At 39.3% G+C, this 16117-nt stretch carries 5 protein-coding genes; 4 read left to right on the top strand and 1 reads right to left on the bottom strand.

Going from position 1 to position 16117, the window contains the following annotated elements:
• Positions 1-42 precede the first annotated feature (42 nt).
• Positions 43-2835 carry a hypothetical protein gene (locus AABJ51_RS11390; RefSeq protein ID WP_338372662.1) on the top strand — a complete coding sequence of 931 codons (2793 nt, stop codon included), beginning with the start codon at positions 43-45 and terminating at the stop codon, positions 2833-2835.
• Between the two features lie 306 nt (positions 2836-3141).
• Positions 3142-6408: a S41 family peptidase gene (locus tag AABJ51_RS11385; protein ID WP_338372660.1), complete on the top strand. Its 3267-nt coding sequence runs from the start codon at positions 3142-3144 to the stop codon at positions 6406-6408.
• Between the two features lie 58 nt (positions 6409-6466).
• On the opposite strand, the gene AABJ51_RS11380 is transcribed toward AABJ51_RS11385, so the two are convergent.
• A complete protein-coding gene (locus AABJ51_RS11380; protein WP_338372658.1) occupies positions 6467-8965 on the bottom strand; it encodes a glycoside hydrolase family 2 TIM barrel-domain containing protein in 2499 nt (832 codons plus the stop codon).
• Positions 8966-9420: 455 nt separating this feature from the next.
• Here AABJ51_RS11380 and AABJ51_RS11375 point away from each other — a divergent pair, with 455 nt between their 5' ends.
• Both AABJ51_RS11375 and AABJ51_RS11370 read left to right on the top strand, forming a co-directional pair.
• Positions 9421-13287 carry a hybrid sensor histidine kinase/response regulator transcription factor gene (locus AABJ51_RS11375; protein WP_338372656.1) on the top strand — a complete coding sequence of 1289 codons (3867 nt, stop codon included), beginning with the start codon at positions 9421-9423 and terminating at the stop codon, positions 13285-13287.
• A gap of 191 nt (positions 13288-13478) precedes the next feature.
• On the top strand, positions 13479-16055 hold the full coding sequence (locus AABJ51_RS11370) for a cellulase family glycosylhydrolase (RefSeq protein ID WP_035331864.1): 2577 nt from the start codon (positions 13479-13481) through the stop codon (positions 16053-16055).
• Positions 16056-16117: the final 62 nt, after the last annotated feature.

Raw genomic sequence — 16117 nt, 5'->3', positions numbered from 1 at the left:
TATAAATGCTGGAGTAAATATTTACTGTTGCTAATTTTGTTTATGACTTCTTTTTCTGTTTTTTCGCAGGAAAATAAAGAAGGAGTAGCAATGGTTGTCCAGAAAAAACTGCAGCCGGCTTCCCGGCAAGGAGTTTTCAGTACAGTTGTTAAATTTAAGAATACGTCCAATAAACCTTTTTCGGGCGTGTTAAATCTCGAAGTTCCGGAATCACTCAGAGCGATAGCCGGAAATTCGGAATCTATCGAATTAAATCCTTCCGATAGTTTGTTTCTTCCCGTCAGATTTATTATACGCAGCGGTGTTGAGGCGGGAGCATCATCCATAAAGTTCAGCTTGAGTGATAAAGACGGTTCTGTTTTAGCCGAACAGGTTTCTTCTTTTGTTGTGGACGAAAAAATACAGTTGAATCTGGTTCTCGGTAATACAAATATACTGGTGGTTGATCCGAACGATTCGGTCAGAGTGAAAGCTATTGTTGGCAATCGCGGTAACAAATCACAGAAAGTAACACTCGTTTTTAGTATTCCCGATCTTACGGGACAAATCAATTTTATAGAGAAAAAAGCAACCATTGCTCCGATGGAACAGCATGTGTTCGAATTCAATTTTATGACATCCAAAAAGTTATTGGAGAAAGACCGCTTTGTGGTTAATGTTGTAGGAATGAGAGGGCGGGATAAAGAAATATTCGGAAACGGCTCGGTTACGATCCAGAATGTATTGTCTTCCCGAAAGTTTGAAGATGCGTCTTATGATTTCGGAGCGTTTTCCTCAAATCAGAAAAATACCATTACGGCTACGTATCGGAGGTATGGCAATTCGAGTGACGTATTCCAGCTGCAAGGAAAAACCGATTTCAATCTGCCGGCAGGTAGTTTGTCCCTGCAAGGGAATATGTATAGTAACTTATCGCAGGGAAATCAGGTAATTGCCACAAATACAGCATTGACTTATCGATTGAACAGAAATGAATTGACTGTTGGTAATATAAGTGAATCGCTTGACCTGTCGTTATTCGGGAGAGGTGCAAAAATGGTTCTCTCTAATGAAGGTCAGAGCAAACGACTTCAGGTGGGGGTTGTTGACGGAATGTTCAATCTTTTTTCATCCGATCCATTATTTAAACAAGTCGGCAGCTTTTTTGTGACAGGACAATTGGGAGCGGTAAATGCAAAACGGCAGTTTTATGCATCTTATATTTATCAGGACAATACTTTTGACGGTGCTCAATACAATGTGATTGCAACAGAGATGCGCTGGCTTATCAATAATACATGGTATACGCGCTTGAAGGTCTCCGGAGCTACCGGTAATTACGGAAAGCTGGACGAGTTTAAAACTTCAGGAGCTGTTGATTTTCAATATAGCGGACATACCCGTGATTTGGAGTTAAGCGGAGCATATTATTATAGCTCGGCATATTTTCCGGGAACAAGAAGAGGTGTTATTTCTGCCCAACAGTCTGTCACAAAAGGGGTGGGGAAAGGGTTTAGCCTGAGGTCAAATCTGATGTATTCGGATTATTCTCCGAGATATTTTCTGAACACCATCAATAGTACTTACCGTAATGTAAACGGAGAATTAGAACTTCGTCTGCCTGCATTCAAATCCGTTTCGGCAAGTATCGCTTATCAAAATCAGTTTGAGAGATCAAATTCTTATTACTTATATTTTGCCCCAATAGATGCTAAATCGACTGTGAATATGTCTGCCAACCGATTGGTTGAACGTCTGACATGGCTGAGTCCGAATCTGAAACATACACTGACCTCTATATTTGAAAACGGTTTGGTAAAATATCCGCAGCAAGACGGTTATGACTTTCAGATGAAGGCCAGTGCTATTTATTCTTATAAATGGCTTAATGTTACAGCTTCTTATCAGAAAGGCAGTTATTATATCTCGGAATATGCTCTGAACAGTGATAAGGAAAAGGAGTTTAACCGTGTGTTTCTCTCTGCCAATATTTATAAAACATTCAAGGACAATAAATACGAAGTAAGCGGTGGTACTACATACAGCAAAGATCCGCTAATGGGCAAATCTCCTTCGGTATTTATGAATGTAAAATACAATCCGAAAAGGACTTATTCGTTGTTTTTAAACTCTTCGTTGTATCATTATAGTCTTAGTAACCAGTTCAGCTCTAATATATATAATATAGAAGCGGGTGTTTCGGTGCATTTACCCGAATCGAATGTCTCGACCCGCCGGAAAAGTAAAGTATCGGTGTTTGTGTACTATGATAAGAATGCAAACAACATATATGATAAGGGAGATGAACCTGCTTCGGGCTTCGATTTTGTTATCAATAATATTGCGTTCCTTTCGGATGAGAACGGAGAATTTGTCTATTCGCAGGTTCCTTTCGGTGCATATGAGATAAAACCGGTATCAAGGAGAGGGTGGTTTTATAAAGGACAGCCTTTGGTTGTTTCCAAATACAACACCAAGATACAGATTCCTTTGCAGCAGACCGGAACTGTTTCGGGAAAAATTATTTATGATTTCGACAAAAAAACAACAGCCGAAATGATCCTGAAATACAGCAATATAAGATTTCGTATTATCAATGCCGAGAATGAGGTTGTCCAAAGACCGGTAACGAATGACGACGGTGCTTTTCTTGCTTTCTTACCAACGGGTGATTATAAAATAGTTCTCGATCAGAATTCACTCGAACAGAATACTTTTTGTGAACAACCCGAGCAAAGTTTTACTGTTCAGGCAGGAAAGATTTTTGAAATACCTACGTTTCATATAGGAGTAAAACATCGCAGGGTGAATATGAAACGATTCAATGATAGCTCAGAAAGTAATACTGAAAAATAAATTTGTAACATTTATTAGTATTTTGACGTCTTATAAATAGCATATTGTTATTTTTGTGTAATTGAGGGTATAGATCCCTTTGTATTTTTATCTATAGATAAGGAGTTCTTTTAGGGTCACAGACCTTCTTGTTGAAAAAGCGTCCTCTAAATGGCTGGGATAAAGTAACAGGAGCAAATGATTTGTTTCGGTGTCACTTTTGTTACCTTTTCGTGTAGCTTGGAATTGTCCCGCATTAAGAAGTGGCTTAAAACTAACAGAGAAACCTTTCAAATACAGATTTGCATCATTTATAAGACTTAATTTATGAAGTATTACTTATTTATGGCTTTTATGCTGTTGTTCGGAGCAACAGCTAAGGCTCAGGAATCTCCATTGTGGATGAGATATTGTTCTATATCTCCCGATGGAAATTACATTGCCTTTTCTTACAAAGGTGATATTTATAAGGTTGCCGTCGGTGGTGGGCGTGCATTACAGTTGACAACACATCCTGCGCAGGACACACGTCCGGTGTGGTCGCCTGATGGGAAGAGCATTGCTTTTGCTTCCGATAGGGAAGGGAGTTTCGATGTATTTCTGGTTTCGTCCGAAGGTGGAACACCTATCCGTCTGACTTCAAATTCCGCTGCCGAATATCCTATCGTATTTAAGGATGCAGCACATGTGCTTTATACAGCTAATGTATTACAGGACGATAAAGACAGTCAATTTCCTTCGGGACAATTTCCTCAGATTTATGAAGTAAGTGTAAGTGGCGGAAGACCGCAGATGTTTTCATCTCTGACAATGGAAGAAATCTCCATAGCTCCGGATGGAAAATCGCTTTTGTATCAGGATAAGAAAGGATATGAAGATCCTTTCCGTAAGCGTCATCAATCGTCTATAACCAGAGATATATGGCTGTGTCAGCTCGGAAAAGACCGTGCTTATCAAAAAATAACCACATTCAGAGGCGAAGACCGCAATCCTGTATGGAATGCCACTGGTCAGTCGTTCTATTATTTGAGTGAGCAAAATGGCTCATTTAATGTATATAAACGAGACCTTTCAACATCTAAAGATACTCAGTTGACATCTTTCAGCAATAATCCTGTCCGTTTTTTGAGTTCGAGTAAACAAGGTTTACTTTGTTTCTCTTACGATGGAGAAATATATACAATGAAAGAGGGTGGACAACCGTCCAAAGTGGATATAAGGATTGTAACGGATAATCAGGAAAATAAGCTGAAATATATCAATTTTTCGAATGGTGCCCAGGAAATGGCTGTTTCTCCCAGCGGAAAAGAAGTGGCTTTCATCATACGTGGAGATGTTTTTGTTTCGTCTGTAGAGTATGGAACTACTAAACGAATAACCAGTACGCCCGATCAAGAGCGCAATGTCTCATTTAGCCCGGATGGACGATCTGTGTTGTATGCGGCAGAAAGAGGTGGTGTATGGAATATTTACCAGACAACATTGAGCCGTAAGGAAGATGCTTCGTTTGTGTATGCGAAAGAATTTAAAGAAGAACAGTTGACCAAATCGGATAAAGCTTCGTTTCAACCACTATATTCGCCCGATGGAAAAGAAATTGCTTTTCTTGAAAACCGTACAACACTCAAAGTGTTGAATCTAGCCAGCCGTAAGGAGAGGACTGTGTTGGATGGCAAATTCAATTATTCGTATTCCGATGGTGATCAGTGGTATCAATGGTCTCCAGATAGTAAGTGGATCATGACAGAGTATATCGGTATCGGTGGATGGAACAGTATTGATATGGCTCTGGTGAAAGCTGATGGAAGTGGAGAGGTAAAAGACTTGACTGAAAGTGGATATACTGATGCCAACGGACGTTTTGTTCAGGATGGAAAAGCGATGCTTTGGTTTTCTGACAGAGCCGGATACCGCAGTCATGGAAGCTGGGGTGCTTATATGGATGCCTATATCATGTTCTTCGATAATGAGGCTTATGATAAATTCCGGATGGATAAGGAAGAGTTGGCTCAATTAGAAGATCAGGAGAAAAAAGATAAGAAAAAGAAAGATGACGATAAAGCCAAAGCTGATAAGGATAAAAAGGACAAGAAGGGTAAAAAAGACGATAAACCCGCAGATGACAAGAAGAGCAAAGATGTAAAACCTTTGACTTTCGACTTCGAAAACAGCAAAGACCGGGTTATCCGTTTGACTCCTAATTCGTCTTCTATTGCAGATGCCTTACTGAATAAAAAAGGTGATAAACTGTATTATCTGTCGAGATTTGAGAAGGATTATGATCTTTGGGTATATGATCTGAAAGACAAGTCGTCTAAGGTTTTACTGAAAGGAGCCGGTGCCGGACGCTTACAGACAGACAGTATTGAGAAGAATATCTTACTGTTGGCAGGAGATAAACTGCAAAAGATAGATATGGAAAAAGGAACTGTTACTCCTATTAAGATCAATGCACAGTTCGAATATCAACCCGAATCCGAAAGAGCTTATATATTTGAGCACGTTTGGAGACAGATCAAGGACAAATTTTATGTAACTGATCTGCATGGTGTGGATTGGGATACTTACAAGAAGACTTATGAACGATTCTTACCTCACATTTCTAACAATTATGATTTTTCAGAGATGTTGTCCGAAATGTTAGGAGAGTTGAATGGTTCTCATACCGGAGCAAGGTATTATGCACCTGCTGCACCGATGCAGACTGCTTACTTGGGGGCTTACTTTGATACAGCGTATGACGGAGAAGGATTGAAAGTCTCCGAAGTGATCAAGCAAGGACCTTTGACGATTGCTTCATCTAAAATAACCAGTGGGTCTATTATCTTGAAAATAGATAATCAGCCGATAGAAAAAGGTCAGGATTATTTTCCATTGCTTGCAGGTAAGGTTGGTAAAAAAGTTTTGTTGACTTATAAGGTGACTCCATCTGCGAAAGATTCTGAAATATGGGTAAAACCGATATCGGCAGGGGAGCAATCAGACCTATTATATAAACGTTGGGTTGAGCAACGCCGCGAAATTGTTGATAAACTGTCGGGTGGCCGCATCGGATATGTTCATGTGAGAGGAATGAACAGCGACAGTTTCAGGGAAGTGTATTCTGATTTGCTTGGTCGGTACCGTAATAAAGAGGCTGTAGTGATTGATACACGCCACAATGGCGGTGGATGGCTGCATGATGATTTGGTAACATTGTTAAGCGGAAAAGAGTACCAACGATTCGAACCCCGCGGGCAATACATCGGAAGTGATCCTTATAATAAGTGGTTAAAACCATCGGTTGTACTGATGTGTGAGGACAACTACTCCAATGCTCATGGTTTCCCATGGCTATACAAGGAGTTGAAAGTCGGAAAGTTGATCGGAGCTCCCGTTCCCGGAACAATGACCGCTGTTTGGTGGGAAAGACAGATAGATCCGAGCTTGGTATTCGGTGTGCCTCAAGTGGCAGTGAAAGATATGAGAGGAAACTATCTCGAAAATCAAGAACTGCAACCGGATATTGAGGTGTATAATGATCCTGCTTCATCTTTACAGGGGCGTGACCTCCAATTGGAGAAAGCAGTAAATGTGTTGTTAGGAAAGAACTAATAGAAAACCCGCTCATTGTAATTTCAATGAGCGGGTTTTTTATAATATTTACAGGGGCTTACTTTATGTTGATTACCGTTTCTACAGGCTTCAACCATGGAGAAGTAAAGCGTACTCTTATTTGTCCTTCCGTTCCATTAGCTTGTATATAAGCTAATATATGACCATGGAATACTCGTTGCTTGTTGTCGGTATAGTCGCTCATGTCTTCATTATTACTTGCCTCAAGTCCTAATAACTTTGCAGGGCCAGAGATCTGACATGTAATTTCGTTGTCTGACAGCATTACAGGTATACCATGTTCATCCACAACCTGTACCACTATCTGAGCTAATCCTTTGTCTTTGCTGATTGAGGTTTCGGATTGTTGAATGGTTAGTGCATATGGCTGATTTGATGATTGAATAGCATACCGGGATACTTCCGATCCGTTTTTATCCAAGCCTACAGCTTCAAGCTTTCCCGCTTGATAAGGGATGTCCCAATATATAATGCCTGTATTATCATCATAGTCTTTGGTCTCACCAACGATCTCTCCGTTCAATTCAAGACGGGCTTTTGCAGCATTTGTATAGCACACCACACGAATTGATTGCCCTTCGGAGTAATTCCATATAGGCCAAGCATCCATTGATGGGCTCTTTTCTTCATAGCTTCCACCTTCGTTTTCGGCGTCCAGAGCAGACCATACGTCTTTCATCTGGCTTTTGCTTCCGCGTCCGGGTGTAGGATATGTACCAAGATATGCCATAGGCTTGTCTGACCATAAAGACTGACGGAAATATCCTCTGGGTTTAATAAATCCGCCAAAGTCGAGTAATCCCGAGTAGAATCCTCTTGATGGCCATCTGCCCGATTCGCCTAAGTAATCGATACCTGTCCAAAGGAATTGTCCGAAGATGTACTCATTGTCTCTTACATATTTCCATGCTCCTAATTCGTGGCGGTTCTCACTGCCGTATATTACCCTGTTTGGATAGGTCTTGTGATCTTCTGCATACTTGCTTTCTGTATAATTGTATCCTGCTATATCAAGAGCCCCCGGATATTCGGTTTCGTTAGACATCGCAACACCTGCAAGTCCGGCTGTTGTAGGACGAGATTTATCGTATTTTTTTACTGCAGCGACCAATCGTTTAGCTATACCGCCCAAACGCATTGCATCAGGAGCATCCTTTTTGTAGCCGCCGTACATTGCCTGAGTAAATCCGCTTTCGGTTTTTCCGTCCAATACAGGATGGGAATACGGATCATTAGGATAATCAACCTCATTGCCTATACTCCAAGCGAATACAGAGAGGTGATTGCGGTCGCGCCGAACCATATCTTCAAGGTCTTTTTCACCCCATTCTTCGAAGAAGTCGAATGATCCTTCAAATCCCGGTGTACCCTGATTCCAGCCTTGCAGCCATTTGCGCTTTGGAAATTCCCATTCGTCAAAAGCTTCGTTCAGAACAAGTAATCCTAACTCATCACAAAGTTCATATAAGTCAGGAGCCTGAGGATTATGACTTGTACGGATGGCATTCACTCCGATTTCTTTTAATGTCAATAAGCGTCTTTTCCATACATCACGAGGGACTGCCGAACCTAATACTCCTGCATCATGGTGAAGACATACTCCTTTCATTTTCATCCACTCTCCGTTTAAAGCGAATCCTTTATTGGGGTCGAAAGTGAAAGATCTGAATCCGGTTGTTGTTTCTGATGAATCTATCGTTTTGCCGTCTTTTATAACACTAGTCCGCAATTTATATAAACCAGGTGAAGACAGACTCCATAATTGAGGATTGGATACTTTTAGGTCAACCTGAACAGATGTTGTTTGATTATTAGCTGCTTGTACTTTCTGAGAACTTTTAGCTACTGTTTTTCCATTAGCTGCTATCAGTTCATTGGTTACTGTCAGTTGAGCTGCTTTAGATTCTGTATTATTGATTTCCACTTCTACTGCCAACACGCCTTGTTTAGCCGAGGCTTGTTTAGGGTATGTATAAACACCCCATTGTGCAATATGTATAGGATTTGAATATACCAGCCATACATTACGGTAGATGCCCGATCCGGTATACCAGCGTGAATCGGCTGATTGGCTGTGATCGACACGAACCGAAACAGAGTTTTTCTCTCCATACTTTATGTAAGGAGTTGCATCGTACATAAATGAAATATAGCCGTTAGGACGTTTGCCCAGCAGATGCCCGTTTATATACACTTCACTTCGGTTATATACTCCTTCGAAGTAAAGATATACCTGTTCTCCCTTTTTGTCGGTAGGAATATTTAATGTTTTGCGATACCAGCCTATACCTCCGGGCAGATATCCGGTAGCGCTGGCTAATGTCGGGCTTAATTGACCTTTTACGCTCCAGTCGTGAGGGAGATCGAGTTTCTGCCAGCGAGAGTCGTCGAAGCTTACAGCTTCCGCTCCTTTTGGGTCACTTAGGGTAAATAACCAGTTATCATTGATTTTTTCGGGCTGTCCGAATGATGTTTGCGCCCAAGTAGATAATGGTATTAGAGTAATGATTAATAGTAATAATTGCTTTTTTATCATACTTATCTTAAGATTTAATGAGGAATTCAAAATTATAGATTCCTGTTACAGATATAGTTCACAAATCCATCATAAAGCACCTTTATTTGATCAAAACAGAATCTTATCAGTGTTTTTGATGAATTTACAGGTAATAGAGAATGATTATTTTGAAACATCTCATCGAATATTTTTTGTTAATTAATTGGTTACATGTTCTATAAAAAAGGTAACAAAGGTTACAGCAAAAATGCATATTTTTCGGTGTCTCTTTTCCCTTTTCAATGTTAACCGGAGACTGATCCGAAAGCCTCTTTTTCCTATAGATAAAAATCGGGACGCTTACACTGAATATCTTTTGTTCTATACATTTCTTTATTGTAATGTTAGCCAGATGAAGTATATTTGTTGAAACTCTTGCTTTTCCCGTTATGTATAGATTGTTTTTATTGTTGATTTTGATAAGTTTCTCCAAAATGCCGATTTGGGGACAGGCTGTTAATTATCAGAATTTCAATAATATTGTATTAAGCACTGATGCCTCTACTATCAACTGTTTTTCGCAGGATAATCAGGGCATTATCTGGATGGGAACAAACAAGGGATTGTTTAGCTACGACGGGTATTCTCCACAGTCTCATTTTATATACAATGATCGTTCAAATACACAGATTCACTGCATCCTTATATATGATGGTACATATATGTATCTTGGAACAGACAATGGAATAATCCGATTCAATTATAAAACAGACAGGTATGAGCCTATCGATTTAGGAGGATCATTGACGGATGTGAGAGCCATGGTTAAACAGGGTAATACTCTGTGGATAGGGTCTCTTAACGGATTATATAAATACGATATACCGGCGAAACGGCTTATCGAAATACCGACAGGTTCTAAAACCGGATTGCCTCATAAAACCATCTATTCGCTGATCACTTCACGGGATAATACATTGTATGTGGGGACTTATAACGGATTTTGTAAATTGGACTCAGGTTCGGCTTTATTCGAAAAGATAAACCTGCCTGCAGATAGAAGACGAAGCAATCAGTTTATCAATTCGTTGTATGAAGATCAGAAGCACGATCATATCTGGATTGGAACCGAAGGTGCATTGTATAAATACAATCCCCAATCTGAAAAAGTGTTTGATATTAATCAGTTTCATGATAATTCGATAAAATCATTGTCGATGGACAATGACGGATTACTCTTATTGGCTACAGACAATGGATTGTATACTTATGATCAGCAACACGATCGCATTCAGCATTTAGTACATGACTCACGAAACAGTAAATCTTTGAGCAATAATATTATATGGAGTATTTTTGCCGACCGTACCGGAAATATCTGGCTGGGGACTGATTATGGAATATCGCTGGCATATCATAACCGCAATTATCAGACTGTAAGTATCTCTCAGTTGACAGGTATAGGAGAGGGCAACCGCTTTCATTCTATATATAAGGATTCTCGGGGTAATTTTTGGTTCGGCGGAACCAATGGACTGATTTTTAAACCTGAATCGAAAGAAGGAGTAACCGCTTCGGCTATCTGGTATAGAATGGGGGATAGTCAATATCCGATATCTCACAACCGCATACGTGATATTTATGAAGATAAAGATCATAATCTGTGGATAGCGACCGATGGCAGCATCAGCAGGTTCGATTATTCGAAAAGGCAATTTGTCAATTACAGTATTGTGGACAGTACACAAGCTTTTAACTCTAACTGGGCATATTATATTTTTGAAGATGATAAAAAACAACTTTGGATAGCCACCTGCTTGGGAGGGATATTTGTTGTGGATAAAGAAAAACTACTGAGCTCTCAGGGCAATTATGTAGCGGAAAAACATTACTCGGTGCAAAATGGACTGAGCGGCAACTTTGTAAATCAGATTCTCTCCGACCATTACGGAAATGTATGGGTACTGCTTCATAATAATGGAATAAATAAGATAGATGCCCGTTCGGGAGTTGTCTCGAAAATACATTTAGGCGACAAAGATGATAAAGTTGTACCTAACTACCTCATAAAAGATTCTGAAGGATCTATCTGGATAGGATACAGAGGAGGGCTTACCAATATTGATCCTAAAACCAATAATACCCATTCGATAAAATTCGATATATACGGAAATAACGAGATATTGTCTATGACCGAAGTATATAACAATATTTGGGTATCGACCACTGATGGTATCTGGGCAGTTGATAAAAAGTCGTACAGCCTTCAAAAACTGGATATAGCAAATAAGGCATTTACCTGTTCGTTCTTCGATAAGGAAACCAATAAAATATACATGGGTGGAGTAGACGAATATACGATACTTTCACCTGAAATACTTAATAAGAAGGTGAATGATAATCCTATTGTTCTGACTGCAATCTATGTAAACGATAAATTATATAATGCTGCAGACAATCACAATGGAAACAATATCCGTTATATAAATGAAATATATCTGGATTATACCCAAAACAATATCCTGTTCGATTTTTCGGATTTGTCGTTTGCCGAAGGCAGTATCAGTTCTTTCGTATATAAACTGGACGGGGTAGAGGATAAATGGAATATAATCAAACAAAATACAAACCGTATTTCATATACAAACTTAGAATATGGAAGGTACACCCTTCTTGTCAGTAAGTTGGATGCTTACGGTAAGCCTTCGGAAAATATGTTCCGATTCCATATAAACATAACTCCTCCTTGGTATTACACTGTTTGGGCTAAATCGGTGTATATTCTCTTGGTATTGGGTTTTATTATGTGGATTATTAATTTCTTCAGGGTAAGGAACAACCTCAGAATAGAGCGGATTGAAAAAGAGAAAACGGTAGAATTGACTAATCTTAAGATGGACTTTTTTACCAATGTTTCTCATGAGTTTAAAACTCCGTTGAGTTTGATCATTGCTCCTGTGAGTAAACTGCTGCACGAGACAAAAGACAGCCATAAGAAAAAAGAGCTGGAAGTAATCCAGAAAAATGCATTAAAAATAAATTCACTGATAAGGCAGATCATCGATTTCAACCGTTCGGAGAGTACAAGTTCGGGACAGATACTATCGAGGGTCGAAATTGTAGAGTTTGCCCGCAGCTTGTTTTCGGTATATGAAGACGGATATAGAGATAAAGGACTCTCCTTTTTATTCTCATCGAATAAAGAGCGTATTTATATGGATGTGGATGTCCTTAAAATAGAAGCGGTACTCAATAACTTGCTGACAAATGCCTGTAAATACACCGACGAAGGAGTGATTAACCTCTCTCTTATTTATAATGAAGAATCGGGATTTGTAGATCTTGAGGTCAGGGATACCGGTATAGGCATTCCCGAAAATGAAGTTCGTTATGTGTTTGAACGTTTTTATCAGTCGTCTAAAACTGCCGGAGATAAAGAAGGAACAGGTATCGGGTTATATCTGGTGAAATTATATACCGAGCAGCATCACGGATATATTAAGATCCAGTCGGTAGAGAATAAAGGTACATCTGTAACGGTAGGTCTACCCGTTTCCGATTATTCTGCTGCGGATATTGAACAACGTTCCGTAATTTTGGACGATCTGCCATATGTGCTTATTGTCGAAGATAATAACGAGATTGCCAATTTTATATGCCAGACTTTGTCTGATGGTTTTCGGTGCGAAATAGCTCATAACGGAAAGCAAGGACTGGATATGTGTTTAAGAACTAATCCGGCGTTGGTTATTGCAGATGTTATGATGCCTATTATGGATGGTATGGAGATGGTGCGCCATATCAGGAAAAATGTTCCGACATCTACTATCCCGATTATTCTGCTGACGGCGAAAGATGATAAAAGAACCGAATTGGATAGCATTGAACTTGCTGTCGATGCATTCATGCCTAAGCCCTTTGACCCTCAGATGCTTCGCTCTAAAGTAGAACAGCTTCTCAATACATCCAAACGGATGGAATCTAAAATAAGGATGGAGACAATAGCAGCACCTCAAATTATGGAGGTTACATCTCCGGACGAAAAATTTTTATCGGCAATTACTCAGATTGTCGAGGACCGTATAGCTGATCCCGATCTGAATGTTAGTGCGCTTAGTTCTTTGTCTGGAGTAGGTTCGAAACAAATCTATCGAAAAATAAAACTTCTCACAGGACTCTCTCCTGTTGAATATATCCGGTCTATACGCATCAAAAAAGCGGCGATATTGTTAAGTCAGAACAAATTTACGATCTCCGAAGTAATGTATATGGTCGGATTTTCGAATCACTCTTATTTCTCTAAATGTTTTCAGGCTGAATTCGGTAAAACTCCCCGCCAATTTTTAAGCGAAAATAATTAGGTGCTGATTGTCAGTGTTATATCATCTTTTTGCAGATTGGTTAAATCTGCGTAGTGTCCGTTTTGTGTTCTTATACGTCTAGTTTGTGCTGTTTGTTTTTCATGTTGTCCGGTATATTTGTCTTCATCTTGAATTGCAAATTGATTCGATTGTTGAATCAGTAAAACAGTCTGAGACCTTAACCGAAAACCATGAATACAACTTTAAAAAAATCAATCGCAACGTTCTGTTGCCTGCTCTCATTTATGGGAGTCTCGTCTCAAAACGAAAAAAATATCCCTGTTATTGATATAGGTAAAGATGGTGTTATGCGCTGGTCGGACAGTCATAAGGAAGCCTCTTTTTATGGAGTGAATTATACACTTCCGTTTGCGCATGCTTATAGAGCTATGTCTTATCTTGGTCAGGATCGTAAAGAAGCCATCGATAAAGATGTTTATCACTTTGCCCGCTTGGGATTCAATGCTTACCGTATACACGTTTGGGATGTTGAAATCTCCGATGCAAAAGGACAGCTTTTGCCAAATGATCATCTCGATCTGCTGGATTATTTAATAGCTAAACTGAGGGAACGTAATATCAGGGTATTGATCACAACCATGACTAATTTCGGAAATGGTTATCCCGAAAGAAATATCAATACAGGTGCATTTTCTTATCTGTACGACAAATGTAAAATACATAGTACACCCGCAGCTATTGAAGCTCAGAAAAATTATATCGGACAGTTTGTTCAGCATGTCAATCCATATACCAAGAAATCGTATAAAGATGATCCGTATATAATAGGCTTCGAAATTAATAACGAGCCCTGTCATTCCGATACGCCGAAACAAACGGAAGAGTATATTAATTCGATGCTTGAAGCCTTAAAGAAAGCCGGAAATAAAAAACCTGTTTTTTATAATGTGAGCCACAATATGGGTCATGTTGGGGCTTATTTCAATACGGCAATAAAAGGCACAACATATCAGTGGTATCCGATAGGCTTAGTAGCCGGACATACCCGAAAAGGTAATTTTCTCCCTTTTGTAGATAATTATGGTATACCATTTTCTAATACAAAAGGATTTGCCGAGAAAGCCAAAGCTGTTTATGAATACGATCCGGCTGATATTACCTATTCTTATATGTATCCGGCTATGACTCGGAGCTTCAGGTCTCAGGGTTTTCAATGGATTACTCAGTTTGCTTATGATCCGATAGATATGGCATGGGCAAATACCGAGTATCAGACACATTTTCTGAATTTGGCTTATACACCTAATAAAGCCTTGAGTATGAAAATCGCTGCTGAGGTAGCTTATTCTGTTCCAATGAATAAGAAGTATCCTAAATATCCGAATGATACGGTTTTTGATAAATTCAGAGTCAGTTATGCTCAGGATTTGAGTGAATTGAATTCGAATGATAAGTTTTTCTATTCAAATAATACGAATACCAGACCTTTGTCTGTTGATCATTTACAGGAGATAGCCGGATACGGAAATTCACCAGTCGTAAAATATGAAGGAACAGGTGCTTACTTTCTCGATAAACTCGAAGATGGAGTTTGGAGACTCGAAGTAATGCCTGATGCGGTGCAGGTACAAGATCCTTTTGAAAAACCATCATTAAAGAAAGAAGTAGTGACTATTGCATGGAATAACTGGAATATGTCGGTAAACTTACCTTCGCTGGGTGCAGATTATTCAATCAAAGGAATCAATCGGGAAAATAACTTTTCGGCAACAGCCCTTGGCGGTACTTTTACTGTTGCTCCCGGTGTATATCTTTTAACGAAAGCAGGTTATTCTCCCTCTCATAAATGGAATGCCGGCAGTGCTTGGAAAAACTTCCTGTTAGGAGAATATGTCGCACCGGCTGAACGTGCAAAGACTTTTTCGGTTGTACATAATCCTGCTTCAGTAATAGAAAAAGGAAAGTCATCACAAATAGAGGCTCAGATTGTTGGTCCTTCTTTTCCTGATTCGGTCATAATCTATACCGATAAGGTCTCATTCTGGAATGATAAAAATCCTTATGTAAAGATGCAAAGGGTTCACGGATATACCTATGATGCTGTTATTCCGGCTGAAATGATAACCGGCAATATGTTGCGTTATAATATAGTTGTCTGCAAAGACGATAAAAAATATACTTATCCGGCAAATGTAGAGGGGGATCCTTTAGATTGGGATTTTTACAAAAACTCTTATTGGGAGACAAATATTGTATCTGCCGATAGCCCTTTGCAATTAGTGAAAGTAACAGATGGATACAGTGGAATAGAGGTGTATGGAATTCCTGAGACATCTTATATTTCGGCTCAACTGGATAATTCAGATCTTCAAAAGCCCGCTTCACTGCTTTTCACACTGAATAAAAAAGATACTGATGCCTGTTTCTACTGGAAAAAATACATCAAAGATAATGTCTCTACCCGTCCAACGGCTTTGGCTGATGCAAAAGAGCTTTTTGTGAGTGTGAAAAAATCCGATAGAATCAATAACCTGAATGTGGGTTTTATCACTTCCGACGGTTTGTCTTATTCTGCTAATATTTCTCTGTCAGCAGGTGAGCAGGTATACCGGATTCCGTTGAAAGATTTGAAATTAGGAAAGACGGCTATTTTGCCGGCTCCATATCCGACATTTCTCGATAGATATTTCACACCAGATACAGATATTGTGTTTGATGTCCGTAAAATAGAAACTCTGGAGTTGTCAACAGATCAGTCTGTACCTGATGGGGCAGAGCTACAATTAAATAGTATTTGGCTGGAATAAAGGTCTCAGACCTATTTTCGAAATTTAGTATAATATACCTTTAACTTAATATTTTTACATCC

This window comes from Indolivaga capnocytophagoides (genome assembly GCF_036511535.1).
GTDB lineage: Bacteria > Bacteroidota > Bacteroidia > Bacteroidales > Dysgonomonadaceae > Dysgonomonas_A > Dysgonomonas_A capnocytophagoides.
The sequence above is the reverse complement of the archived record's forward strand: the minus strand, read 5'-3'. Positions and strand labels throughout refer to the sequence as shown.

Bases quoted from the DNA above. Each gene is read 5' to 3' on its own strand.
- AABJ51_RS11390 (WP_338372662.1), top strand. From the start codon at position 43: ATGACTTCTTTTTCTGTTTTTTCGCAGGAAAATAAAGAAGGAGTAGCA.
- AABJ51_RS11385 (WP_338372660.1), top strand. From the start codon at position 3,142: ATGAAGTATTACTTATTTATGGCTTTTATGCTGTTGTTCGGAGCAACA.
- AABJ51_RS11380 (WP_338372658.1), bottom strand. From the start codon at position 8,965: ATGATAAAAAAGCAATTATTACTATTAATCATTACTCTAATACCATTA.
- AABJ51_RS11375 (WP_338372656.1), top strand. From the start codon at position 9,421: ATGCCGATTTGGGGACAGGCTGTTAATTATCAGAATTTCAATAATATT.
- AABJ51_RS11370 (WP_035331864.1), top strand. From the start codon at position 13,479: ATGAATACAACTTTAAAAAAATCAATCGCAACGTTCTGTTGCCTGCTC.